Source organism: Primorskyibacter sp. S187A (assembly GCF_049800955.1).
Classification (GTDB): Bacteria; Pseudomonadota; Alphaproteobacteria; order Rhodobacterales; family Rhodobacteraceae; genus JAKVBH01.
In genome coordinates, this window is sequence record NZ_JBNAGA010000001.1 from 408,280 (window position 1) to 432,663 (window position 24,384).

23 protein-coding genes and 2 tRNA genes are annotated in these 24,384 nt (G+C 59.4%); 14 read left to right on the top strand and 11 right to left on the bottom strand.

Going from position 1 to position 24,384, the window contains the following annotated elements:
- Positions 1-17: 17 nt before the first annotated feature.
- Genes ACP15S_RS02110 through ACP15S_RS02120 form a run of 3 tightly spaced genes read right to left on the bottom strand, consistent with a single transcriptional unit; the run spans position 18 to position 2,427 of the window.
- Positions 18-1,187 (bottom strand): ABC transporter permease, encoded by a 1,170-nt coding sequence (locus ACP15S_RS02110; protein ID WP_425037925.1) that lies wholly within the window; start codon positions 1,185-1,187, stop codon positions 18-20.
- Positions 1,184-1,852, bottom strand: a complete 669-nt coding sequence (locus ACP15S_RS02115) for an ABC transporter ATP-binding protein (RefSeq protein WP_425037926.1) — start codon at positions 1,850-1,852, stop codon at positions 1,184-1,186. The genes ACP15S_RS02110 and ACP15S_RS02115 overlap by 4 nt, the downstream gene beginning before the upstream one ends.
- The gene (locus ACP15S_RS02120) at positions 1,852-2,427 is read right to left on the bottom strand and encodes a hypothetical protein (RefSeq protein WP_425037927.1); all 576 of its coding nucleotides are present in this window, start codon (positions 2,425-2,427) and stop codon (positions 1,852-1,854) included. Before ACP15S_RS02120 ends, ACP15S_RS02115 begins: the two co-directional genes overlap by 1 nt.
- Positions 2,428-2,625: 198 nt before the next feature.
- Between ACP15S_RS02120 and ACP15S_RS02125 the strand changes: the two genes are divergently transcribed.
- From ACP15S_RS02125 to ACP15S_RS02145, 5 genes are all read left to right on the top strand, one after another.
- Positions 2,626-2,699 (top strand) — tRNA-Gly (locus ACP15S_RS02125).
- 223 nt (positions 2,700-2,922) lie between these two features.
- A complete protein-coding gene (locus ACP15S_RS02130; protein WP_425037928.1) occupies positions 2,923-4,737 on the top strand; it encodes an ABC transporter transmembrane domain-containing protein in 1,815 nt (604 codons plus the stop codon).
- A gap of 65 nt (positions 4,738-4,802) precedes the next feature.
- Positions 4,803-5,228, top strand: coding sequence for a peptidoglycan-binding protein LysM (gene lysM, locus ACP15S_RS02135; RefSeq protein WP_425037929.1), 426 nt, complete (start codon positions 4,803-4,805; stop codon positions 5,226-5,228).
- A 173-nt stretch (positions 5,229-5,401) separates the two neighbouring features.
- Positions 5,402-7,294 carry an acyl-CoA synthetase gene (locus ACP15S_RS02140; protein WP_425037930.1) on the top strand — a complete coding sequence of 631 codons (1,893 nt, stop codon included), beginning with the start codon at positions 5,402-5,404 and terminating at the stop codon, positions 7,292-7,294.
- Positions 7,295-7,820: 526 nt separating this feature from the next.
- Positions 7,821-8,666, top strand: coding sequence for a LysR family transcriptional regulator (locus ACP15S_RS02145; protein ID WP_425037931.1), 846 nt, complete (start codon positions 7,821-7,823; stop codon positions 8,664-8,666).
- Between the two features lie 3 nt (positions 8,667-8,669).
- On the opposite strand, the gene ACP15S_RS02150 is transcribed toward ACP15S_RS02145, so the two are convergent.
- The 5 genes from ACP15S_RS02150 to ACP15S_RS02170 all read right to left on the bottom strand — a co-directional run bounded on the left by ACP15S_RS02150 (position 8,670) and on the right by ACP15S_RS02170 (position 12,827).
- The gene (locus ACP15S_RS02150; protein WP_425037932.1) at positions 8,670-9,038 is read right to left on the bottom strand and encodes a DUF2237 family protein; all 369 of its coding nucleotides are present in this window, start codon (positions 9,036-9,038) and stop codon (positions 8,670-8,672) included.
- A 10-nt stretch (positions 9,039-9,048) separates the two neighbouring features.
- A complete protein-coding gene (locus tag ACP15S_RS02155; protein ID WP_425037933.1) occupies positions 9,049-10,224 on the bottom strand; it encodes a serine hydrolase domain-containing protein in 1,176 nt (391 codons plus the stop codon).
- Between the two features lie 68 nt (positions 10,225-10,292).
- Entirely contained in the window at positions 10,293-11,330 is a 1,038-nt protein-coding gene (locus ACP15S_RS02160) for a DUF2332 domain-containing protein (protein ID WP_425037934.1), read from the bottom strand.
- On the bottom strand, positions 11,327-12,034 hold the full coding sequence (gene pth / locus ACP15S_RS02165; RefSeq protein WP_425037935.1) for an aminoacyl-tRNA hydrolase: 708 nt from the start codon (positions 12,032-12,034) through the stop codon (positions 11,327-11,329). Before pth ends, ACP15S_RS02160 begins: the two co-directional genes overlap by 4 nt.
- Positions 12,035-12,179: 145 nt before the next feature.
- A complete protein-coding gene (locus tag ACP15S_RS02170) occupies positions 12,180-12,827 on the bottom strand; it encodes a 50S ribosomal protein L25/general stress protein Ctc (RefSeq protein ID WP_425037936.1) in 648 nt (215 codons plus the stop codon).
- A 182-nt stretch (positions 12,828-13,009) separates the two neighbouring features.
- Between ACP15S_RS02170 and ACP15S_RS02175 the strand changes: the two genes are divergently transcribed.
- On the top strand, positions 13,010-14,167 hold the full coding sequence (locus ACP15S_RS02175; RefSeq protein WP_425037937.1) for an MFS transporter: 1,158 nt from the start codon (positions 13,010-13,012) through the stop codon (positions 14,165-14,167).
- The gene (locus ACP15S_RS02180) at positions 14,160-14,756 is read left to right on the top strand and encodes a GNAT family N-acetyltransferase (RefSeq protein WP_425037938.1); all 597 of its coding nucleotides are present in this window, start codon (positions 14,160-14,162) and stop codon (positions 14,754-14,756) included. Before ACP15S_RS02175 ends, ACP15S_RS02180 begins: the two co-directional genes overlap by 8 nt.
- Before the next feature lie 8 nt (positions 14,757-14,764).
- Here ACP15S_RS02180 and ACP15S_RS02185 read toward each other — a convergent pair whose 3' ends face one another.
- Entirely contained in the window at positions 14,765-15,934 is a 1,170-nt protein-coding gene (locus ACP15S_RS02185; RefSeq protein WP_425037939.1) for an alpha-hydroxy acid oxidase, read from the bottom strand.
- 159 nt (positions 15,935-16,093) lie between these two features.
- On the opposite strand from ACP15S_RS02185, the gene ACP15S_RS02190 reads away from it, so the two are divergent.
- The gene (locus ACP15S_RS02190; protein WP_425037940.1) at positions 16,094-16,633 is read left to right on the top strand and encodes a heme NO-binding domain-containing protein; all 540 of its coding nucleotides are present in this window, start codon (positions 16,094-16,096) and stop codon (positions 16,631-16,633) included.
- An 18-nt stretch (positions 16,634-16,651) separates the two neighbouring features.
- The gene (locus ACP15S_RS02195) at positions 16,652-17,989 is read left to right on the top strand and encodes an ATP-binding protein (RefSeq protein ID WP_425037941.1); all 1,338 of its coding nucleotides are present in this window, start codon (positions 16,652-16,654) and stop codon (positions 17,987-17,989) included.
- On the opposite strand, the gene trpA is transcribed toward ACP15S_RS02195, so the two are convergent.
- On the bottom strand, positions 17,977-18,768 hold the full coding sequence (trpA, locus tag ACP15S_RS02200) for a tryptophan synthase subunit alpha (protein ID WP_425037942.1): 792 nt from the start codon (positions 18,766-18,768) through the stop codon (positions 17,977-17,979). The two genes, ACP15S_RS02195 and trpA, sit on opposite strands and share 13 nt — an antisense overlap.
- A 158-nt stretch (positions 18,769-18,926) precedes the next feature.
- On the opposite strand from trpA, the gene ychF reads away from it, so the two are divergent.
- Complete coding sequence (ychF, locus tag ACP15S_RS02205; protein WP_425037943.1) at positions 18,927-20,024, top strand: redox-regulated ATPase YchF; 1,098 nt, start codon at positions 18,927-18,929, stop codon at positions 20,022-20,024.
- 237 nt (positions 20,025-20,261) lie between these two features.
- Positions 20,262-20,351: transfer RNA gene (locus tag ACP15S_RS02210), tRNA-Ser, on the top strand.
- Between the two features lie 78 nt (positions 20,352-20,429).
- Here ACP15S_RS02210 and ACP15S_RS02215 read toward each other — a convergent pair.
- Complete coding sequence (locus ACP15S_RS02215) at positions 20,430-20,843, bottom strand: thiol-disulfide oxidoreductase DCC family protein (protein ID WP_425037944.1); 414 nt, start codon at positions 20,841-20,843, stop codon at positions 20,430-20,432.
- 124 nt (positions 20,844-20,967) lie between these two features.
- Between ACP15S_RS02215 and ACP15S_RS02220 the strand changes: the two genes are divergently transcribed.
- From ACP15S_RS02220 to ACP15S_RS02230, 3 genes are all read left to right on the top strand, one after another.
- Positions 20,968-22,182, top strand: coding sequence for an MFS transporter (locus ACP15S_RS02220; RefSeq protein WP_425037945.1), 1,215 nt, complete (start codon positions 20,968-20,970; stop codon positions 22,180-22,182).
- A 69-nt stretch (positions 22,183-22,251) separates the two neighbouring features.
- Entirely contained in the window at positions 22,252-23,340 is a 1,089-nt protein-coding gene (locus ACP15S_RS02225; RefSeq protein ID WP_425037946.1) for a mandelate racemase/muconate lactonizing enzyme family protein, read from the top strand.
- Positions 23,341-23,351: 11 nt separating this feature from the next.
- Positions 23,352-24,383 (top strand): zinc-dependent alcohol dehydrogenase, encoded by a 1,032-nt coding sequence (locus tag ACP15S_RS02230; protein WP_425037947.1) that lies wholly within the window; start codon positions 23,352-23,354, stop codon positions 24,381-24,383.
- The last annotated feature ends 1 nt before the right edge of the window (position 24,384 follow it).

Here is a 24,384-nt window from a genome sequence, read left to right on the forward strand (position 1 = left end):
AACCTCCTGTGACGTCGTCATGTGCCCAGAGCCAGCAACCAACTGACCCAAGCGTCCGCATTTCGGGAGACGATAGCCGCACCAATTGCCGCCAACCCCCCGGACAACGAGAGTAAAGTTATTGTTTCTGCTGACAAGAGCCGCAACACCATTCCACGCCGTGCGCCCAGTTTTACGGCAGTTGCGATCTCCCGTGCGCGCAGACGGTAGCTCAGGAAGATGGCCAGCCCAATGGCGGCCAAGGCGGCGATGGCAATGATCGCCGTGACGACATCAAGCAGCGATTTGATGCGAAAGATGCGATCAACCAACCCCTGAATGACCGCCGCGGGCTCGATGAGCTGTGCGGTCCCGTCACTGTCGAGATAACGCCCCTTTAGGATCGTGGCTGAGCGGGTATCGTTGGGGACAACGATCACACCGGAAGCCGGGAAGTCATCCTGACTGCCGTGAAAGTGGAAGCTGTCGATATTCTCTGGCGTGATGCGCTGGTATTGGACAACGGCCGCATTGGCGAGCGCGGTAGTGCCTGCGGCGACATCAGCAGCAGTTACCACGTCTTCATGGCCATGCCCGATGCCCTGAATGACCCAGGCGGTTTTGATATCCACGAAAATGGCGGCGTCATCGGCCGTATTGGTGGCGGGCAATACGCCTACAATCGGCATCTCGAGAGGATAGACCCCATCCAGATCAAACAGGTTTTCCGGGGAGGAGACCAGGCTGTCGCCAACGCCTTTGCCGAGTTTGGCGGCAACCTCAGCGCCAATGATGGCATCGCCCAGCACAGACAGGCCGCGCCCCTCAGAGGGGCGCAAGCCGCGAAATTCGAAGTAATCCAGTGTCGTACCGACAATGCGGAATCCGCTTGAGGAAAAGGCCGTATGCACCGGGATGGGAATGCCAAGGCCACTGTCCCAGATCTGCTCGACCTCGCGCATCGGTATGGGATCGGGGCGCTCTTCCGAGAAATAGAGCGCGGCCATGGTCAGATCGAGTTGTGAGCCACGGCTGCCCAGTAAGAGCGGGGTCGCTTCGCCGCGCGCGACAAGGGCGCGTTCGCTTGTGGACAGGAGCGTTTGCGTGGCCACCGGCACAAACATGATGAGCGCCGCGACCAAGACAAGCACGAGGCTGCGGCCCCAGTGATACTTCAGATAGGCAAAGGCGAGTGTCAGCGCGTTCATAACGGTGCTCCCTCGCGAAATTGCGCGAAATCGAGCACGCGCTCGAACCGGGGCAGGAGCTCATGGTCGTGTGTGACCGCCAACACCGTCGCGCCAGCCTCTTCGGCCTGTTCAAAGAGCAAATCCAGAATACGCGCCTTGCTGTCGGGATCGAGATTGCCCGTTGCCTCATCTGACAGGATCAAGTTGGGCTGCGTGACCAGCGCCCGGCAAATGGCGACCCGCTGTTGCTCCCCTTGGCTGAGCGCGCCGGGGTGTCGGTCCAGTTTGTCGCCAATGCCGCACGCTGCGGCCAGCTTGTCTGCGCGGGCCCGCGCTGCGGCGTCGAGAGTGAGCGCTGGCGTGATCCGGTAGGGATAGAGGATGTTCTGGCGCGCAGGCAGGTAGTCGAGCAGGGCGAAGTCCTGAAAGACAAAGCCGATCTGGCTCGCGCGAAAGCGCCGGCGTTGGGTGTCTGAGAGTTGCGAGACCTCAGTGCCCGCAACGCTCACGCGCCCGGCCTCTGGCGTTAAAATCCCGGCGATCAGATTGAGTAACGTGGTTTTGCCGCTGCCGCTGGGCCCGACGATGGCGACCCGTTCGCCCTTTTCCAGCAACAGATCAGGTACGCGAAGCCGAAACCCTTTCGCACCATAGCCAAAGGTGAGATTTTCGACGCGGACCATTAATTCGTTTGCGGCGCGAGAAAAGTCTCGCCCGCCATGTCGCGGTTGACATCGAGAAGCTGGAAATCCGTGATCCGCCAGGCCCCGTCGACCGGCGCAACCGTGAGATCAGCGCTATAGGTATTGCCCCGCACATGCAGATGCTCCGCATGCCCCACCGTTCCAATCACCTGCCAGGACGCGTCGATCAGCAAGGATCCTGAGTCGCGCGCGACCTGTGTGTTAAGCAATTTGATCTCGTGGATGGTTTGATCGGCCTCTTCTAGCCCGCCACCCGCCATGGCCCCGACGCGTTCGAGATACAGATATTCCAAAGCCTCGCCATGGGTCACACTGGCCAGAGTGTCATAGATAGCGTCTTCTTGGGTCTGCCCGAAGGCCTCATAGACCACGAGCAGCAGCGCCGGTGTGAGCCGCCAGAAGTCTTCTCGCGCAGCCTCGATCGTCAGAGGATCCAGCCCCGGCGCAGCAAAGGCCTCCGTCTCTGAAACAGACGCGCGATCCGGCAGCAAAAAGGCCGCGCTCGCGCCAAGAGCGGCGACAAGACCAACAACTGCAATCAAAGGGGCGCGCATCGGCTGTCACATACTCAAAGCTACGAGATCAATTGGCCGGTAACTTGTTCGACTTGCGCCCGAGTTGCAAGCGCACTCCGATCACAAAAAAGACGTTTGTTTCGGTGTTGGGCGCCACTTGGACGCAGGCGCTTTCCTGCTGCGCCCCGAGAACGGTTGACCCTTGTGGGGCGATGTTTTAGGACGACCTCATCTCGAGCGGGTATGGTGAAATGGTATCATAAGAGCCTTCCAAGCTTAAGGTGCGGGTTCGATTCCCGCTACCCGCTCCAACTTCCAATTTCTTTGACCAACTGAGCTGCGGGACGCGTAGGGCTTTGAATTATTGAGATCATTCGGCACAGCCTCGTGACGCGATCTGCAAACTGTCGTTGCCTTGCGCCATTCTGTCGGGGGCGTTGGACGGGGTCCGTTCCACCCCGGGTGCGGCGTAGCGCCGCTTGACCCGCTGCCCGCAGTAGGGAACAAACATCTGACACATATGATTGAGTGACCATGGCGACCACGCACCAAGACAATACGCTGGCACCTCCCAACGCGAAATCCGAACGGGAAAAATCCAAGAACATGCGCGCGCTCTCCGCGCTTTGGCCCTTCGTTCTGCCATACAGAGCCTTGCTCTTTGCGGCTCTTCTGGCGTTGGTGGTGACGGCTTGCGTGTCCTTGACCCTGCCTTTGGCGGTCCGCCGCGTGGTTGATAATTTCCGTGTCGAGGATGGAGCCATCCTTGATCTCTATTTCCTCGCCGCCCTTGGCATCGCGGCGGCCCTGGCGGTCGGTACGGCGTTTCGCTACATGCTCGTGACCCATCTGGGCGAGAAGGTGGTGGCTGATATCCGCAAGGCGGTCTTTGATCGGGTGCTCAGCCTCAGCCCTGCCTTTTACGAGAAGATCATGACGGGTGAAGTGCTTTCACGTATCACCACTGACACGACGCTTCTGCTCTCTGTCATCGGCTCCTCGATCTCTATTGCGCTGCGCAATCTTCTGCTGTTTGTCGGCGGTATGGCCTTGATGATGGCCACTTCGCCCAAGCTGACGGGTCTGGTATTGCTGATTGTTCCCGCAGTGGTGGTGCCCATTTTGGTGCTGGGCCGCAAGTTGCGGGTCATGAGCCGGGAAAATCAGGACTGGATCGCAGCCTCTTCAGCCAATGCTTCTGAGAGCCTGGGCGCCGTACAGACGGTGCAGAGTTTTACTCACGAAACCCTGTCAAAAGGAGCGTTTGCCGATGTAACGCATCGCGCGCTTCGTGTGGCCCAACGGCGGATCAACTTGCGTGGGCTGATGACCGCGATTGTCATTTTCCTAGTGTTTACCGGGATTGTCGGTGTCTTGTGGATCGGCGCGCGCGATGTCCGCGCAGGCGGTATGACGGCGGGTGTCCTGATCCAGTTTGTTATCTATGCGGTCATGGTCGCAGGCTCCGTTGCGGCGCTCTCCGAAATCTGGGGTGAGCTTCAGCGCGCTGCCGGCGCGACCGAGCGGCTGGTCGAGCTGCTTGAGGCCGAAGATACGGTCGCGGATCCGGCCCGTCCCAAAGCTCTGCCGAGCCCGGTACATGGCGCCATTCGCTTTGAAGATGTGCACTTTGCCTATCCCGCCCGGCCGGAAACTGCGGCGCTGGACGGTGTCACATTTGATATCCAGCCCGGCGAAACGGTTGCTTTCGTGGGTCCGTCCGGTGCGGGCAAGACGACGATCATTCAGATGATCCAGCGTTTTTATGATCCCTCCAAGGGGCGCATCCTGCTAGACGGGGTCGACATCGCGAAGATGGCGCGAATGGATTTTCGCACCGCGCTGGCGCTCGTGCCGCAGGATCCGGTCATTTTCGCGGCCTCGGCGCGCGAGAACATCCGTTTTGGGCGCCCTGATGCCAGTGACGCGGACATCGTCGCGGCAGCGGAGGCCGCTGCTGCGCATGCCTTTATCGAAGCGCTGCCGGAAGGGTACGACACGTATCTGGGCGAACGCGGTGTGATGCTCTCTGGTGGCCAGAAACAGCGTATCGCTATTGCCCGCGCCATTTTGCGGGATGCCCCTGTTCTGTTGCTGGATGAGGCGACGTCTGCGCTGGATGCGGAGAGCGAGCGCGCTGTGCAGGCTGCGGTCGATCACCTCGGGGAAGGGCGGACGATGCTGATCGTGGCCCACAGGCTCGCGACCGTCAAAAAGGCGGACCGCATCATCGTCATGGATCAGGGCCGTATTGTTGCCCAGGGCAGCCATGACGCGTTGGTCGAAGAAGGCGGTCTCTACGCAAGATTGGCGCGCCTGCAGTTCACCGAAGGCATGGCCGCTGAATAATTCCCCCTTTTGTTGTGCGGCGATCTCTGTTCATCCTGCGGGATGTTAACAAAGGGGGTCCGAACATGGGACTGTGGAGTTTTGTAAAGAACAGCGGCAAGAAGCTTTTTGGCGGCGATGATGCGCCCGAAAAGGAAGCGCTTGAGAAGGAATTGGCGGATCTTGGTCTGGATGCCAGCGGCGTGGATATCATCGTCGAAGGAGACACGGTGAAGCTCGAGGGCGCTGCAGGCGATGATGAGCTCAAAGAAAAGATCATCCTCGCTGTCGGCAATGTCGAGGGGGTGGCCGCGGTCGAGGATCAGACAAGCGGCGGCGGCACCGAGCCTGTGTTTCACACAGTTGCCAAGGGCGATACGCTGTGGGCGATTGCCGAGAAAACACTGGGTAAAGGCACGCGGTATCAGGATATTTTCGAGGCAAATCGGCCCATGCTGAGCCATCCCGACAAGATCTATCCCGGTCAGGTGCTGCGCATTCCGCAGGACTGATCCGACGCGATCCAGAGCGAAGCGCAGGCCTTTCTGCGCTTCGTTCCCAAACGACGCAGCGTCGCGTGACGCGCTGTTTCCTTGCGTAAACCTTGCGCAATGGCCCTTGAAGCCTCATCTTCTCTCGCAATCAAGCGCGAATAATCGTGCACGACAGGGGAGGAGATAGACCCATGACCTTTGCGTCCATGGCCGATCGGGATGCCATCGAGAACGAAATGCCATGGGGCGAGCGGGTTTTGCCCCAAACGCTGCATGCCTTGCTTGCCGGGACGGCGGAAAAGTTTCCGGACCGTCCGGCCGTCACGTATCAGATGTTTTCTGGCCCCAAAGAGAAGGCCGAGACGTTAAGCTGGCGTGAGTTGCACGGCAAAACATGTCAGGCGGCGAACATGTTCCGCGCGATGGGTGTGCAGGAAACGGACGTCGTGGCGTATATCCTGCCCAACGCTAATGAGACCTTGTTCACTTTGATGGGCGGGGCAATTGCGGGCATCGTCAATCCGATCAATCCGCTGCTCGAGCCTGAGCAGATCGCGGCCATCTTGCGAGAGACGAAGGCCAAGGTTGTCGTCACGCTCAAGGCTTTTCCAAAAACGGATGTGGCGCAAAAGGTGGCCGAAGCGGTGCGCCATGCGCCCGGCGTTCATACCGTGCTCGAGATTGACCTTCTGCGCTATCTCACGCCGCCCAAAAAGTGGATTGTGCCGCTGATCCGGCCGAAAAATCCGACCGGGCATCATGCGAACGTCAAGGATTTCGTCGCCGAGATGAGCCGTCATCCGACGACCCTGAGCTTCGATGACAGCGAGGGCGACCGCGTGGCCGCCTATTTTCACACCGGCGGCACAACCGGCATGCCCAAGGTCGCTCAGCACAAATATTCCGGCATGGTCTACAACGGCTGGCTCGGCGAGCGGCTCCTGTTTGACGAAAAATCAGTCATCATGTGCCCGTTGCCCTTGTTTCACGTGTTTGCAGTACATGTGATCTTGATGGCCGCGCTCAGTTCGGGCGCCCATGTCGTCTTCCCGACGCCGCAGGGCTATCGCGGGGAGGGCGTGTTCGATAATTTCTGGAAGCTTGTCGAGCGCTACAAGGTGACGTTCATCATCACCGTGCCAACTGCTGTCTCGGCGCTCATGCAACGCCCCGTCGGGGACGCCGATATCTCCAGCGTACAAGCCACGTTTTCCGGCTCTGCGCCGATGCCGATGGAGCTGTTCAAGCGCTTCAAGGAGGCCTGTGGCGTTGAGATCACCGAAGGATATGGGTTGACGGAGGCCACCTGTCTGGTGTCGTGCAACCCGCCGGAGGGTGAGAAGAAAGTGGGATCGGTGGGGATTCCTTTTCCCCATACAAAGGTTCAGATCCTGAAGAACAGCCCCCATGGTTTGGTGGGCTGTGAGGTCGACGAAGTCGGTGAGATCTGTATTTCGAACCCTGGCGTACTCTCGGGCGAGACCTATACGGAGACCGATAAGAACAAGGATCTCTTCCATGCAGGTGAATACCTCAGGACAGGTGATCTGGGCCGCATTGATGCTGATGGATACCTCTGGATTACAGGCCGCGCGAAGGACCTGATTATCAGGGGCGGCCACAATATTGATCCTGCTGAAATCGAAGAGGCCCTGCTGACGCATCCGGCCGTGGCCTTCGCCGGCGCCATTGGCCAGCCAGATGCGCATTCGGGCGAGTTGCCGTGTGCCTTTGTGGAGCTTGTGGATGGCGGGAGTGTCACGGAAGAGGAGCTCTTGGAGCATTGCCGCATTCATGTGCATGAACGCGCCGCGCAGCCCAAACACATGACGATCCTCGATGAGTTGCCAAAGACGGCTGTCGGCAAGGTCTTCAAACCTGATCTGCGCAAGAATGCGATCACACGCGTCTACAATGCAGCCCTGACAGAACGGGGGGTTAATGCGCAGGTTGTATCGGTGCTCGATGACAAGAAGCGCGGACTTGTGGCCCAGATCGCCAAGAACGGCGTTGTGCGCGATGAGGATGTTGCCCACACACTGGGTGCTTATACCCGTCCCTGGGAATGGGCGGATCAGAATTAAACGGCCCCTCTAAAACAGTGCGGGCGCAGAAGGCCTCCCGTCCTTCCGCGCCCGACGTGCGACTGTCCCCCGATGTGATCGGTGTCGCAGAGCTCCCGTACCTTTGATCCGGTCCTGCCTTGCGCCTTCTGGGGAAGGGCTGGCGGGGGGATCACTCCGAAAGCTCAGACCCGGGCCTCCTTGCTGCCGTGTTCGGCAAGCCCCGGATCAAATTATGTTTCCCCGCAGCGTTCATAGGCCCATGAGGAGAAAGATAGGGCAAGAGCAGCGTTCCTCACAAATCTTGTCACTCCAAACCCGCCAAGACACGCGAACCGGAACGATACTCTTGCCACATGCAGAAAAAGGCTTCGGCGACCTCGCTCAGTAAAGAAGCACAATTAAAGTGGCCCTCTACTCCCACCAGCCGTAGCTTACACAGTGTGCTGCGCAACCAGTTTCTGCACAAATGCGGTATGCCGCAGACTCCACTACTTGCCAAACGATGCTTTCTCAGTGAGGGTGTAGAAAAACTACTGGTTCAACAATGCGGCTTCCAAATCTCAACGCGGTCAAGGCATTTGAGTCGGCTGGACGACACGGCTCCTTCAGCGCAGCAGCGAGCGAATTGCATGTCACGCAAGGCGCCGTGGCCCAACAGGTGCGTAAGCTGGAAGCCGAATTGGGCGTGGTGCTGTTCAAACGAGAGCCGCGCGGATTGAGGCTCACGGAGGCTGGCCAGCGCTACCATGTGGTCGTCAACCGGGTGTTTCGGGATCTCGACGTCGCAACGCGAGCCTTCTCACCGCGATCGGTTGGCCTGCGCATAACCTTGCCTTCAACGCTGGCCTCCCGCTGGATCCTCATGCGCCTGGGATTGTTGAGAAATGCCATTGAAGGCCAGACCATCGCTCTGGATGTTGCCGATGCAGACACCAGTCTGTTTGATAGTGAAACCGACATGGTGATCCACCATGGCATAGCGCCAAACGACACCAGATTGTCTGTCACAAAGCTTTGCGATGAAAACCTCGTGGCGGTCGCGTCTCCGTCATTGATGGATGTGAAACCCGTCAATGATCTGCAAGAGCTATCCGGGACGATGCTGCTGGAGGACAATCACAACCGCTGGTCACGCATTTTCGGAGACAACCAGCCGCGCTTGGAGCTGGGGCAATCCTCCCTTGCGTTGAACGCGGCAGAGGCCGGGCAAGGCGTCGCCCTGGCGCCCTTTATTCTCGCAATGGATGCCATCGGCATCAACAGATTGAAGGTTCTGTGGCGCGATGTGGCACAAAGCGATCGAGGATATTTTGCGGTTACCTTGAAGAAGCATGAGCAGAAGCTGAAACCGCTGGTCGGTGTCCTGCGACAGGAAGCGCAACTGCTTTGAGGCTCAAGCCTTGTGTTGCTCCAGAACATCAAGCGGCACAATCTCCAACGCGCGCTGGTGCGTCGCGGCCAGATTTACCTTTGGCGCGCATCCCTCTTCATGGGCTTGCAAGAACCGGCCCGCGCAAAGGCACCAGTGATCGCCCGGCTTGAGCCCGGCAAAACGAAACTCGGGGCGCGGTGTCGACAGGTCGTTGCCGACATATTTCGAAAACGCCAGAAATTCCGCTGTCATAATCGCGCAAACGGTATGGCTGCCTTGATCGGCATCGCAGGTGTTGCAGTGACCGTCTCGAAAGAAGCCTGTGACGGGATCCGTCGAACAAGGTGAGAGGGCATCTCCCATGACATTAATCTCGGGGTCCTTTTGCATGACGCATCCTTCAGTCTTTGGTCTCAAGTGATGTAGCGATCTTGCGGAACATCTCAATGTTCGCGGCGTCGATACCTGCGTCCCGAAACGCCCTGTCCGCGGCATTTGAAGCAATGACGATACCGCGGGTTTGATCAATCCAGACATACTGGCCGTAGATGCCGCGCGCGGCGACCTCGCCGGGGCGGGCACCGAGCGGGATCCACCAGTGGTATCCAAAGCCCTTCTGGCCCGGCGGCGTGGGTGCAGAGGCTTCGATGGACTGGGCGATCCAATCGGCCGGGACCAACGGTTCGCCGCGCCACTTGCCCTCTTGCGCGATCAGCAACCCCATGCGCGCATAGTCCCGCGTTGTCATGTTCAACCCACCAAGGACAAATGCCACCCCTTCACCATCGGTGAGATAGTAGGGCTCAGCCTCCAGCCCCATGGGCTGAAAGAGGCGTTCCGAAAGCAGCTCCGGGATCGTGCGGCCCGTCGCGGAGCGAATGACCTGGCCCACAACATGGGTGTCGATGGAGGTATATTGCCAGCTTTCGCCGGGTGCGGCGCGCCGCTCCGTCAGCCCTTGGGCAAAGCCGTCAAGTGTGCCCCCAAGGGCAATCGCCCGCCCCATGCGGTTGATGTCGCTGTTGCGGTCGAGGTAATCTTCATCAAACGCCACGCCAGACATCATCTGCAAGGTCTGTCGCAGCGTGACACCGTCGTAGGCGGAGCTTTGGTGGCCGGGGATATAGTCGCTCACAGCGACATCGATGGAGGGGATCACACCTTCAGCCAGCAATTGCCCCAGCAAAAGCGAGAGCCAGCTTTTCGCCACAGACCACGAAATGCGCCTGTCATCAGGCCCGGTGCCGAGGTGATAGCTTTCATGGACAAGCTGGCCCCCCTGCAACACGACGAGCGATGTCACGCTTCGCTCCGTGATCCATTCCTGCACGCCCTCGGGCAGGGGCATTTGCGGCCCCTCGGGTAGCTCAAAAATTGGCGCATCTTCCAGTGGGACCGGTTTGGTCAAAAAGGCCCGGTCCATATGGGAGAAATTCTCCACAATCCGATCCGCATCGAAGAGCGAATTGACCGCCATCAGGCGGGTGATGTCGTCCTTTTTCCACAGCGCAACCGCAGCCATGGCCAGCGCCAGCAGCAGGCTGACCCGCAAGAGCCCTTTGAGAACGCCGCGCATGATGTTGTCCTTTCTCGTGCCGTAGCTGTTGGCTCGGACCGATCTTGATCGTGCTGCAGGCCAGCGTATCAAGGCAGCGTGACCGGGCCGATCCACTTGATCCATCTGCCGTGAAAATCGACACGCGCCAGAGCCAGATCATGATCGCCCGGCCAGAGCTTCAGGGTCAACGCCGCGCCATCTTGTGAGGCGTCTGCCTCCATTCGAACCCATGCGAGAGGGCTGTGATCGCTGGCGCTTTGCCCCGCGCGCTCAATCAGTGCCTGACCTTCCGCGCGCCGAGCCTCCGGGAGGTACTGCCACGCAATTGTTGAATACACGAAGCGCAGCTGGCCGGGTGTCGGTGTGAGGCGATCGGGCAGCCAGTCAATGGCATCCGCTCGGTCCACTGGAGCCGGGGGCAAGGCAATCGCTGCGCGGGTGCGCGCCATACGATCCGCCTGATCCGGCCAGAGATAGGCAAGCAGGCGCAGCGCGTCGTCCGGTTCTGCAGGGTTCAGCGGGTTGAGATCAACGCCGCGCCGCTCCGCCACCTGCACATTTGCGGGTTTGGGGCATGGTCCCGACCATTCCGGCGTGAGGCGCACATCGCTCTCGGGCCCAAAACACTCCAGACCGGTGCGCAGTTGAAACTGATCGAAATTCAGGTTCAAACCGCCGCTTGCACCAACCTCGGACAGGCGCAGCGGCATGTCAAACCGAGCGGCCAGCATATGAGCGACCGGGATAAGCGCTGTCGCGCGCCGGACCTCGTTAGTCTGCGGAGGGCTTTCGATCCAGTCGAGCAGGAAATCCGCGTGCGCCTGCAGCGCCGATGTGACTGCGCGCCAAAGCGCCTCGTCCGCGACCTCCTCTGGCGGATAACATGCGGCAAGAGCCGGGGCCTGTTCGGTCAGCACCAGAGCGTGCAGCCCGCCGGCAATACGCAAGGGCAGGGAGATGGACTTCGGGCCAATATCTCCCTGCCAATTGTTGGCGCGGTCAGCAACAGTGCCTGCATCCGGCCAGTGTTTGGCGCAGAGCGACATCAGGCGGCCCATGAACGGCGATTCCAGCCCGGTACAATGGCCAGCCTGTTCAGCAAAGGCTTCCCGCAGCCCGTTCACTTGAACTTGTCCATCAGCTTTTGCAGGGGCGAGCGGGCGGGCGCCTCCTCACTTGTCTTGTCCTCAACGCGCGTTGAGGACGCAGCATCGGCCTGTTTCTTGGCCTCTGCCTTGGCTGTGGTATTCGAACTGCGCGGAGGGGCGACGCGCAGGGCGACGGCATTCTGGAATTTGCCGTTATCGCCCTCTGCCAAATGCGCGGCCCCATCTGAAATTCCATCCAGAAGCGGCAAAAGCCAGTCGTCATCGGCGCGGGGAAAGTCGTGCAGCACGTAGCCGGGCACGGCCTCTTTGCGTCCGGGGTGGCCGATGCCGAGGCGCACGCGTCGGTAGCTCTCGCCGATATGGCCATGGATTGAGCGCAGCCCATTGTGCCCGGCGTGACCACCGCCAGACTTCACCCGGCATTTCCCCGGTGCCAGATCAAGCTCGTCATGAAAGACGGTCACATCATCGGAGCTGAGTTTGTAGAACCGCATCATCTCGCCCACAGCCTGGCCGGAGCGGTTCATGAAGGTTTCGGGTTTGAGCAAGAGGACCTTTTGGCGTCCCAAACGCCCTTCGCTGACCTGACCCTGAAATTTCGCGCGCCATGGGGCAAAGCCGTGATCTTGGGCGATCCGGTCCAGGGCCATAAAGCCGATATTGTGCCGGTTGCGCGCGTATTTGCCGCCGGGATTGCCGAGGCCTACGAAGATGATCATGGTGCCCTCCTTGCTGTGCAAGGGATGCGGGATTGTGCGGGCAGGTGCAAGAGGCAGGCACGCAGCGGGCGACGCCTCAAAAGAAAAGCGCCCCGGTCCTGCTCGAGAACCGGGGCGCTTCTATCTCAAGATCGCAACTGCGATCTTATTCTTCTGTGGCTTCTGCCGCGTCATCCGCCGCAGCCTCGTCGCCGTCGCCTTCTTCGTTCTCAGCCGATTTCAGGCCGGAAGGCGCGGAGATATTGGCAATCACGAAGTCACGATCAATCGTCGGCGTCGCGCCGGCGGGCAGCTCAACGCTGGAGATCGTGATTGTGTCGCCGACATTGAGGCCGTCGAGATCAACTGTGATCTTCTCGGGGATGTCACCGGCGGTCACAACAAGCTCAACCTCGGGGCGGACAACCGTCAGAACGCCGCCTTTCTTGATGCCCGGTGCGATGTCCTCGTTGAGGAATTCGACGGGGATGAAGAGATTGACCTTCGATGTCCGACGCAGGCGCATGAGGTCCACGTGTGTGGGCAAGTCTTTGACAACATCGCGCTGCACGTCGCGGCAGATAACGCGCACGTCCTCGTGGCCTTCGACCTTCAGGTTGAAGAGCGTCGACTTGAAGCGACCGCTTTTCAGGCGCTTGAACAGCTCGTTGAAGGGAAGGTTGATCGGAAGCGGGTCTGCTTCGCCACCAAAAACAATACCAGGAACGAGGCCATCGCGGCGCGCTTGACGAGCGGCGCCCTTGCCTGTCCCCGTACGTTCCTGGGCGTGAAGATCAGGGATCTCACCAGCCATTTTGAAACTCCATATGTTTAGATGCGCAGGGATCCTCCAAGGCTGTATCCCCGCTACGAGCCGCGCGCATACGCCAGCCTGCGCACCTTTGCAAGGTGTGTGTGTGCAAACGGCTCGATTTTCTCATCGCAAGCGCGTCTGCCCCTATTGTGGGGCAGGGCAAAAACTGGCACCGCTGCGAGATGATTTCTCGCGATGACATACGCGCGGCTCGCGCCACCTTGGCCGCCTTCATGGTCAATGGATTTGCCTGGGGCGGCTTTGCGGGGCAAGTGCCTTTGATCAAGGCCCGGATCGGGGCGGGGGATGCGGATTTTGGTCTTGCCATGTTCGTGGCCGCTATCGGCGCTGTCGCCGCCATGTGGCTTGCGCCACGGTTCGACGCCCGTTTTGGCGCGCGTGCCATGTTGGTTCTGGCGCTCTTGCTGGCGGGGTCTTTTCTGTTGCCGGGGATTGTTTTGTCCGTCTGGGTGTTTGCGCTGGCCATGATGCTGTGTTCGGCGACCTCCGGCTCGCTGGACGTGATCATGAACGCGCGCCTGTCCTCCATCGAGGCCGAGCGCAAGCGCCCCTTGATGAACTTTGCTCATGCGATGTTCAGCTTTGCCTATGCGTTCGCGGCTCTGGTTGCCGGGTTTGCGCGGGAAGCTGGCTGGCCTCCCGTTCTGATCTTCGGGTTTCTGGGCGTTTTGTCCTGCCTGCTGTGCTACATCGTGGCGCAGGATCGGATGCGCGACAGCCATGGGGAGGATGAAGGCGCTGCGCGTGCGCCATCCGCACTTTTGTGGCTGGGAGGCGTTGTCATCCTTGTGGCATTCATGTCCGAGCAGGCGACCGAAGGTTGGTCGGCGTTGCATCTGGAACGCAATCTGGGGGCAGGCGCGGCGGAAGGGGCCTTTGGCCCTGCAATCCTCGGTTTGACCATGGGCATAGGCCGCATGACCGGTCAGGCCGTTGTCCAGAGGCTCGCCCCTTTGAGTGTCATTGCTGTCACTGCGGCAATGTCTGCCCTCGGCGCTTTTATTGCCGCGTCTGCCAGCAGCCTGAACATGGCCTATCTGGGCTTCGCCCTGCTGGGCGGCGGGATCTCGGTGATCGCGCCCATGGCCTACGCTTACGTGGGAACACGGGTCTCCGAGCGCGCGCGCACCCATGCCATCGCCCGGATTTCCGTCATTGGATATGCAGGCTTTTTCATTGGCCCCCCGATGATGGGCCTTTTGGCGGAAGCGTTTGGTCTGGCGGCCTCCTTCAGCGTGATCGGATTGTGTCTGGCGGGCGTTCTGCTGGTCTTTGTGCCCGCGCTCTATCGGTATGACAGGAGGCAAGCTCATGCGTGACTCGACCTTTCTCGACGTGCCGGCGGGCCATATCGCGACCGTGGTGACGCATCTGGAGATGACGTCGCAGCCTGTGCCCGCACCGGAGGTCAGGGTGCCCTCAGGTCTGGAAATTGTTTTGATGGATGCGCCTGATTTGGCCCAGTACCGTGCGCTCTTCCGGGAAATTGGGGCGCAATGGCTCTGGAATTCGCGCCTCTGGATGGCGGATGAAAAGCTCAGTGCTTTGCTGACCCACCCTGAGGTGGAGCCATGGGTTTTGCGCCGCGACGGGCGCGATGTCGGCGTGCTGGAGTTGGACTTTCGTCAAGCGGGCGCCTGTGAATTGGCGCTCTTTGGTTTGGCGCCTTCAGCCATTGGGCGCGGAGCCGGGCGCGCCTTGATATCATTTGGCATCAACCGCGCCTTTGCGCGCGATATCTCACGCTTCCATCTGCACACCTGCACGCTCGATAGCCCACAAGCGCTCGGGTTTTATCGCCGGTCAGGATTTGCCCCGGTCCGGCAAGAGGTCGAGATCATGCCAGACCCGCGGCTGCATGGGCTGCTGCCGCGAGAGATGGCGCCTCATATCCCGATCACATCCTGAGCTATGCGTCAGCTGGCCTGCCAGCGCCCTTCGAAATCCTCTGGCACCAGAAGAATGTCACGCCCGACATCCTTGATATCCCGTTTGCCACAAAGCGCCATGGAGACATCAAGCTCGTTGCGAATGACTTCCAGCGCCTTCGTGACCCCTTGCTGGCCCATCGCACCAAGACCGTAGATATAAGCGCGCCCGATCATCGTGCCTTTCGCGCCCATTGCGACGGCTTTGAGCACGTCCTGACCGGAGCGGATCCCGCTATCGAGATGGATTTCCACCTGATCGCCCACTGCCTCCACAATGGAGGGCAAAGCGCGGATCGATGAGATTGCGCCATCCAGCTGACGGCCACCATGGTTGGACACGATGATCGCATCGGCCCCCACTTTCGCGGCCATTTTGGCATCCTCAGCATCGAGAATGCCCTTCAGGATGACCTTGCCGCCCCACATCTCCTTGATCCGCTCGACCTTTTTCCAATCGAGGGCCGGATCAAACTGCTCCGCGGTCCAGGCGCTAAGCGAAGACGGGTCTTTGATATTGTCCACATGGCCAATGATATTGCCGAAGGTACGGCGTTTGGTTGACAGCATCCCCATGCCCCAACGCCAGCGAAATGCAAGGTCGATCATCGAGGCCAGTGTCAGCTTGGGGGGTGCCGAGAGACCGTTCTTGAGATCCTTGTGACGTTGACCGAGGATTTGCAGATCAAGCGTGATAACAAGCGCAGAGCACTTGGCCGCTTTCGCGCGCTCGATCAGCCGACGCAGATAATCCTCGTCTTTCATTGTGTAGAGCTGAAACCAGAAGGGCGATTTGGTATGGGCCGCAACGTCTTCAATCGAGCAGATAGACATGGTCGACAGGGTAAAGGGGACGCCAAACTTTTCCGCCGCTTTTGCCGCCAGAATTTCACCATCATAATGCTGCATCCCTGTGATACCCACGGGTGCCAGGGCCACGGGCATCGAGACATCCTCTCCGATGAGCTGTGAGGTGGTAGAGCGGTTGGTCATGTCAACGGCAACCCGCTGGCGCAGCCGGAGCTTGTCAAAATCCGATGTGTTTTCGCGAAAAGTCTGTTCTGTCCAGCTGCCACTCTCGCAGTAATCGAAGAACATTTTCGGCGCGCGCCGTTTGTGCAGACGTTTCAGATCGTCAATGCAAGTGATAACCGTCATTTTCTTTCCTCGCGGCCATATTGGTTAAGTTCTTTTACCAATATGAGGTGCTGGGGGCAATGCCTGATAGCGGACGAAGCGCCGCATGTGTGCGTTAAAGGGATTTTCACACGCGGATGACAGTTTGCGCTCCTGAGTGCGCTGTTCAGGAGGCGGGTTTTGAAAGGTATCGTGTTTACGGAACTTCTGCGTATGGCTGAAAATGTCATAGGTGAAGACGCGGTGGACGACATTCTCGATGAGATGGATCTGCCCCATGGCGGCGTTTACACATCGGTCGGTTGGTATCCCTGCTCCGAGCTCATGGGCATCGTCGGCGCGATTTCAAAGAAGACAGGCACGTCTGTTCCTGACCTGCAATTTGCGTTTGGCAAATGGATGCACGCGCATTTTGTAGATGCGTATCCGGCCATGTATGCGGGCAAACATACTGCTTTCGACATGCTGGAATCGATTGAAGGCGAGGTGCACAAAGAGGTGCGTAAACTCTACGATGATGTTGAGTTGCCCACGTTTGAAACGGAGCGTCTGCAGCCCTCCGTGTTGAAAATGACCTATCGGTCGGCGCGCCCTCTCAAGCACTTCTGCCATGGTCTCATTTGCGGATGTCTCGAATATTTTGATGAAAAATCCGAGGTCTCGGTTGCAGATGCATCAACTGATGCGGAAACGGTGGCGCATTTCACGATTGCGATTTGAGGGACTTCTCATAGTGGCATGACTTTCCAACAATCAGATACCACGAGTGCTCAGGTGTCCCGGCGCCGGTATGAGCGTGAGCGTGCAGCGCGTCTGCAGGCTGAGCAATTGCTGGAAGCAAAAAGTCTCGAACTCTATGAGGCAAACATCGCGTTGCAGGAAAAGGCGGCCTCCCTCTCGCAAACCGCGCGCGCCTTGAGGCGTGAAAAAACAAAGGCGGAGACGGCCAATGCCGCAAAGTCCGCCTTTCTGGCCAAGGTCAGCCACGAGATTCGCACGCCGATGAATGCCGTGCTGGGCATGGCATCGGCGCTGACCGAAACGAAGCTTGAAGATCCGCAGCGTGACATGGTCGATACGATTGTTTCTGCCGGCCACGTTTTGACGCGGATTGTGAGTGATGTTCTCGATATCACAAAAATCGAAGTCGCAGAGCTCAGCATTGAAGCCGTCGATTTTGACATTCGAGATCTTGTCGAGGACGTGGTGAAGTTGTTTCGCGCACAAACCACGAAACGTGATCTGGTTCTGACAGAAAGCTACGCGCCGGACCTGCCTCAAGTCATCCGCGCGGATTCGTCTCGTATCCGGCAGGTGCTGTCCAACCTCTTGTCCAATGCGTTGAAGTTCACGAATGAAGGTGAGATTTGCATCAGTGTCGCAATGAAGGCTGACCTTCTAAACGTGGAGGTCAGTGATACGGGATCCGGCATACCAGAGCACAAACAAGCGCATTTGTTTCAACCCTATCAACAATTGGGCGACACGCCGCAACAGCTGGAAGGCGGAACCGGACTGGGCCTTGCCATTTCGCACCATATTTGTCGCCGGATGGGGGGCGACCTCACATTTTCGCCGTCCCGCAGCGGTGGCGCGCAGTTCACGGCAACCTTTCGCGTCTCCCCGGTTGCGGACATATCGGCAGAGCCAAAAAACCTTGGTCAGACGGGCGAAGAATTCTTCGCCTCAAAACGCTGGCGCATTCTGGCCGCCGAGGATAATCGCACAAACCAGAAAGTTCTGGCGCTGCTGCTCAAGCGGTATGATGTTGACTTGAGGATGGTCGACAACGGCCAGGCCGCTGTTGACGCGTTTTTTGAAAATCCCGCAGACATTGTCCTGATGGACATCAACATGCCGGTGATGGATGGGCTCGAAGCAGCAGATCGCATACGCGAAGGCTTGTCGCTTCAGGGCAATCCCCCCGTGCCCGTCATCGCTCTCACGGCCAATGTCATGGCGCATCAGGTCGAGCAATACGCCCGTGCCGGTGTGCAGGGCCATGTGCCAAAACCGGTGAAACGGGAGGCTCTTGTGTCCGAAATGGTGCGTCTGCTTTCAGATCACGCTTCGTGAGCGCCGCCCGCCAGGCCAGCAACAAATGCCAAAACCTCTGCAACGGACTGGCCCTTGGCCAATTCCGCAACGATAGCTGAGCCAACGACGCAGCCGTCTGCAATGCTCGCGATGTCACGTGCGTTTTCAGGTGTGCGAATGCCAAACCCCACGATCACAGGGAGATCCGTCGCGCTTTTGATCCGTGCAACTTCCGGTGCAACATCGGCCGATTGCGCCGCCGCAGCGCCCGTGATCCCGGTGATGGAGACGTAGTACACAAAGCCCGATGTGTTCTGCAAAACCCGGGGCAGGCGCTTGTCGTCGGTTGTGGGCGTTGCCAACCGTATAAAGTTCAGCCCGGCGGCTTGCGCGGGCAGGCACAATTCATCGTCTTCTTCGGGAGGCAGATCGACAACGATCAATCCATCAATGCCAGCGGCCTTTGCGTCCGTCAGAAAACGATCAACGCCGTGGGAATAGATCGGGTTGTAATAGCCCATCAGGACAATCGGCGTCGTGTCGTCTTCCTCCCGAAACGCGCGCGCCAGATCGAGGGTGCGCTTCAGTGTCATCCCGGCTTCCAAAGCGCGCTGACCTGCGAGCTGGATTGTAGGCCCATCCGCCATGGGATCCGTGAACGGCAGACCCAATTCGATGACATCAACGCCCGCCTCAGGCAGCCCGCGGACGAGCTCCAGGGAGGTCTCGAAATCAGGATCGCCCGCCATGATGTAGGACACGAAGGCCTTGCGGTTTTGCGCGGCCAACTCCGCAAATTTTGCGTCAATACGGCTCATCAGTGGTTCCTCCATCTCAGCTCGGGGTGATGTGCCCAATTTGATCGGCATTGGCAATGCCTTCCCGCACCCCGCGACATGCCCGCTATCCGAAAGCGATGCTTGCACTTGGCCCGGTGCGGCACTAGGGAACTCGCAGTTTTTTGCGGAGGCGAACTATGGGCTTTAAGATGGGTATTGTCGGCTTGCCGAACGTGGGCAAATCGACTCTGTTCAATGCGCTGACAAAAACGGCCGCTGCGCAAGCAGCCAATTTCCCCTTTTGCACGATCGAGCCCAACGTTGGCGATGTGGCCGTCCCTGACGCGCGGCTCAACACTCTGGCGGACATTGCGGCTTCGAAACAGATCATCCCCACCCGGATGACATTCGTGGACATCGCGGGCCTCGTGAAAGGGGCATCCAAAGGAGAGGGGCTCGGCAATCAGTTCCTCGCGAATATTCGGGAAGTTGATGCCATTGCCCATGTTTTGCGATGCTTTGAAGATGGCGATGTCACCCATGTTGAAGGGCGCGTCGATCCCGTCGCAGATGCTGAAACCATCGAAACCGAGTTGATGCTCGCCGATCTCGAGAGCATCGAAAAGCGCCGCGCTGGGCTCGTGCGCAAGCTCAAAGGCAATGACAAAGAAGCCATGGCACAAGACCGTTTGCTTGCCGCCGCACAGGCGATGCTGGAAGATGGCAAGCCCGCGCGTTTGGTTGAGGTCAGCGATGAAGATTCCAAGCCTTGGAAGATGCTCCAACTTTTGACCTCCAAGCCCATTCTCTACGTCTGCAACGTCGATGAAGGCAGTGCGAGCGAAGGAAACGCCTTCTCTCAAAAAGTTGCAGAGATGGCAGAGGCGCAGGGCGCAGCCCACGTTGTCATTTCCGCCCAGATTGAGGAGGAAATCAGCCAGCTGGAGCCCGATGAAGCAGAGATGTTTCTGGAGGAAATGGGCTTGTCTGAACCCGGCCTGGATCGCCTGATCCGTGCAGGGTACGAACTCCTCGGGCTGATGACCTACTTTACCGTCGGCCCAAAAGAAGCCCGGGCCTGGACCATTCGCAATGGCATGCTGGCGCCACAAGCCGCCGGGGTCATTCATGGTGATTTCGAGAAAGGCTTCATTCGTGCCGAAACGGTGGCCTACGACGATTACGTCGAATTGGGCGGCGAACAGCCCGCGCGCGATGCCGGCAAGTTGCGGGCGGAGGGGAAGGCCTATGAAGTCAAGGACGGCGACGTTATCCATTTCCTCTTCAACGCGTAATCGGCGCTTGCCGCAGGGTGCGTGTTGCGTGCGCACGCTATCGTCAGATCCGGCACGCAGCCCTGCATGAGCAGCGTGTTGCCAGACGTACGTCGTCAGTCCAGTGTCCGGCCAAATGACGAATTGTCCGCTCTTTTTCAACGTTGTGGCTGCGAAACCCAAACGCAATCGAAGCTAAGCATTTTCTGCATGATTTGGCCTTGTTCTTTGCGGGCTTGTGCTGTTAGACCCGTCGGCGGAGACGTGGCCGAGTGGTCGAAGGCGCTCCCCTGCTAAGGGAGTAGGCGGGAAACCGTCTCGAGGGTTCGAATCCCTTCGTCTCCGCCACCTATTCTATAATAATCTGTGTCGCGCGCCAGCGATGTCGACGGATCTGTCAGGCGGTCAGATGCAGGCTTCAAAGCGTTAGCGTGGCCGCGCGGGGGCGGAGACGAAACGGTGGGCAGCCTCGGGAGGAGGCACAAAGCACTCTGGTTTACGGCCGAACCATTGGTAGCGGTTGCGGGCCAGGCGATCATAGATCCAGTCGCGCAAGGGGCGGGGGATGATCCGCAAAGCCCGCGCCCAATGCCATGGCGCGCGCAGTTGCGCGAGAAGCGCCAGACCGGCATCTGACCGCGTGAGAGCCCGGCCGTTGGCCACGACCAGAAATGTATCGTCCAGATCGTCAGCGGACAGGCCCCACTGCGCGGCGAGGCTTTGGCCCTCATCGGACCACGCGGAGACGAACCGCATGGACTGATCACGCTCGTGGCGCAGCAGGAAATGCACCCATGAGGAGCACAACACACAATCGGTATCAAAAATCACTGTGGTCACAGGGGCCTCCGCGCCTCCTCGAGAGATGTGGCCGTCCTCCGCTGATTTTCAACGCCTGAGTGCGCCGCTGCGCGATAGAAAGTTAGCGCTTGCGGCGCGCTGCATTCGCGTGTGGTGTGGCGCCATGAAACTCACCGGCCCCTTCCTCTTTATCCTCGCCACATTGATGATTGATGCCATTGGCGTCGGGATCGTCTTTCCGATCATGCCTGACCTGATGGTGCGCGTGGGCGCAGGATCAACGGCGGAAGGGGCGTTCTGGGGCGGGCTCATGATGTCGGCCTATGCAGCGGCGATGTTCCTGGTCGGGCCTGTTGTGGGCAGCCTTTCGGACGCATACGGGCGCAAGCCCGTGTTGATCGCAGCGCTTGTGACGCTGACGATTGATTATGTCATCATGGCTCTCGCGCAGACCTATTGGGTCTTGCTGGTGGGGCGGATTCTCGCGGGGCTTGCAGGGGCCACCTATATCACCGCGAGCGCCTATATCTCCGACATTGCGAAACCGGAGGAGCGCGCGGCGAGTTTCGGTATGATCGGCGCAGCTTTCGGGATCGGCTTCGTTCTGGGCCCGGCTTTGGGCGGATTGGCCTCCGGCCTGCATATCACAGCGCCCTTCTGGATCGCCGCCGGGCTCGCAGCGCTCAACGTGGCGTTTGGCCTTTTCGTTCTGCCGGAATCACTCAAAGAGGAGAACAGACGCCCCTTTGGGCGGCGCGATCTCAATCCCTTTGCAACGATCTGGCGCGCCTTTGCCATGCCGGGCCTCGCCATCCCGCTGATCTGTATCTTCGTGTTCGAGTTTGCCAACATGGTTTATCCGACGCTCTGGGCGTTTTGGGGGCGGGAGGTGTTTGGCTGGACGGGCGTGACCATTGGTCTGACATTGTCGGCTTACGGCGTGCTGATTGCGCTGGTGCAGGCCGGGATCTTGCCTCAAATGACCAAGCGGCTGGGCGATTACCGCACGCTCATCATTGCAACGATCGCGGCGTTGATTGGCATGGTGGGCTTTGGCCTTGCGACATCTGTTCTGGCGGTGGCCATTCTTCTGCCGATTGCTGCATTGTCGGATATGGCGCCGCCCTTGATGACGGCCTTTGCCGCCAATCGCGTCGGCGATGACGCGCAGGGGCTGGTCCATGGCGTTATTGCATCGCTCTCCTCGGTGGCGGCCGTGGCTGCGCCTTTGTGTCTGACATGGGTGTTTCAGAGTTTTGTGGATGAGGGCGGGGCCTACGTTCCCGGCGCGCCCTACCTGCTGGGCGCCTTGCTGATCGTCGTGATCCTACCCTTGATCTTTCGCCTCAAGCCAGCAGCGACAGGCCCGGCGCAGTAAGGGTCGCCGCCGAAATTTCATGTGGCATTCTGCGTGCACGCGCGGTTAAGTGCCGCCACGGGGGGACACATGCCAAAGATAACATCCGTTGACACGCGCCTGTTTCACATCCCGCTGGCGGAGGTGCTGGTGGATGCCAAACATGGAGACCACCATTTCTTCGAGCTGATCACCGCAAGCGTGCATCTGGACGATGGCTCGGTTGGCACGGGGTACAGCTATACCGGCGGCAAGGGCGGGCATGCGATCAAGGCGATGATCGAGCATGATCTGGTGCCGTTCCTGCTGGGTCAGGACGCGCAGGACGTCGAGGCGCTTTACGAGGCGATGCAATGGCATGTGCATTACGTGGCGCGCGGCGGCGTGGCCTCTTTCGCGATCTCGTCCATTGATATTGCCCTTTGGGATCTGCGCGGCAAGCGCACGGGCCAGCCTTTGTGGAAAATGGCGGGCGGCCATGCCGACAGGTGCAAGGCCTACTGCGGCGGCATTGATCTGGGCTTTGAGTTGCCCAAGCTGCTCGCCAGCGTCGAGGGTTATCTGGAGCGTGGGTTCAACGGCGTGAAGATCAAGGTCGGTCGCGCGGATGATGTGGCGCGTGTGGCGGCTGTGCGTGATCTGATCGGGCCGGACGTGGCTTTCATGGTGGATGCGAATTATTCGCTGAGTGTGGAACAGGCCATCGAGGCCGCGCGCGCGTTTGCGCCCTATGACCTGCTGTGGTTCGAAGAGCCCACGATCCCTGACGACTACGCAGGATTTGGCCGCATTGCCGAAGCTACGGGGATGCCGCTTGCCATGGGCGAGAACCTCCATACGATCCACGAGTTCGAATATGCGTTCGCTCAGGCCAAGCTATCCTATATCCAGCCTGATGCCTCCAATTGCGGCGGCGTCACAGGCTTTTTGCAAGTGGCCGAACGCTCCGCGAGCCATGGCATCCCGATCTGTTCGCATGGGATGCAGGAGCTGCATGTCTCACTCGTGTCCGCGCGGCCCAATCCGGGATGGATCGAGGTGCATTCCTTTCCCATCGATACATACACCACGCGCCCGCTCGTGGTCGAAGATCAATTGGCCGTGGCGCCCGACGTGCCCGGCATCGGCGTGACATTTGATTGGGGCAAGCTGGAAGCGGCCAATCTGCTGACCAAGTAAAGGACATCTCAATGACGCATCAAGCAGCCGTCTACCGCGGCGACAAGACATTCTCCGTTGGAACGGCAACCTGCGACGCGCCGGGGCCCGGCCAGGTCCAGATCGACGTGGCCTATTGCGGGATTTGCGGGACCGATCTGCATATCTATCTGGGCCATATGGATGCGCGTGTGGGGTTTGAACGCACGATTGGCCATGAAATGTCTGGCCGGATCGCGGCTGTCGGGGAGGGGGTCACGGGCTTGGCCGCCGGTCAGCCTATCGTTGTGCGCCCTTTGGATCATTGCGGCGATTGCCCGGCGTGCAACGCGGGCCATGAGCATATTTGCCATAACCTGAAGTTCATCGGGATCGACAGCGATGGCGCGTTTCAGCAGAAATGGAACGTTCCTGCCCACACCATTCACGTGCTGCCCGAGGAGCTGGATCTCAGCCACGCGGCCTTGATCGAACCTCTCGCCGTGGCCGTCCATGACGTTGACCGGGCGCAGGTCAAACCGGGCGAGGATGTCCTCGTGATCGGCGGCGGGCCCATCGGGATGCTCGTGGCCATGGTCGCGCGGGAGGCCGGGGCCAACGTGGTGATCTCCGAGATCAATGAGAACCGTTTGGCCTTCGCGCAAAAGATCGGCTTTGAGACGATGAACCCCAAGGTCAGTGATGTCGCCAAGGCCATGCATGAACGCACAGGCGGCAAAGGGGCCGATGTGGTCTTTGAAGTCTCCGGCAGCCAGCCCGGCGTCGATCTTATGACGGCGGCGGCGGCCACGCGGGGGCGCATTGTTATGGTTGCGATCCATGCCAGCAAGCCTCAGATCGACATGTTCCAGTTCTTCTGGCGCGAGTTGGAGCTCATTGGCGCGCGCGTCTATCGCCCGGAGGATTACGTCGGTGCAATGGCGCTTCTTGCCAAAGGTGTCGTCGATTGTGAGGCCTTCATCACAGATATTCAGGGGCTGGACGACATTCAGGCCGCCTTCGAGAGCCTCACCCAAAACCCCAATGCAATGAAATCCATGATCCGTGTAGGCGAGGGCGTTTGAT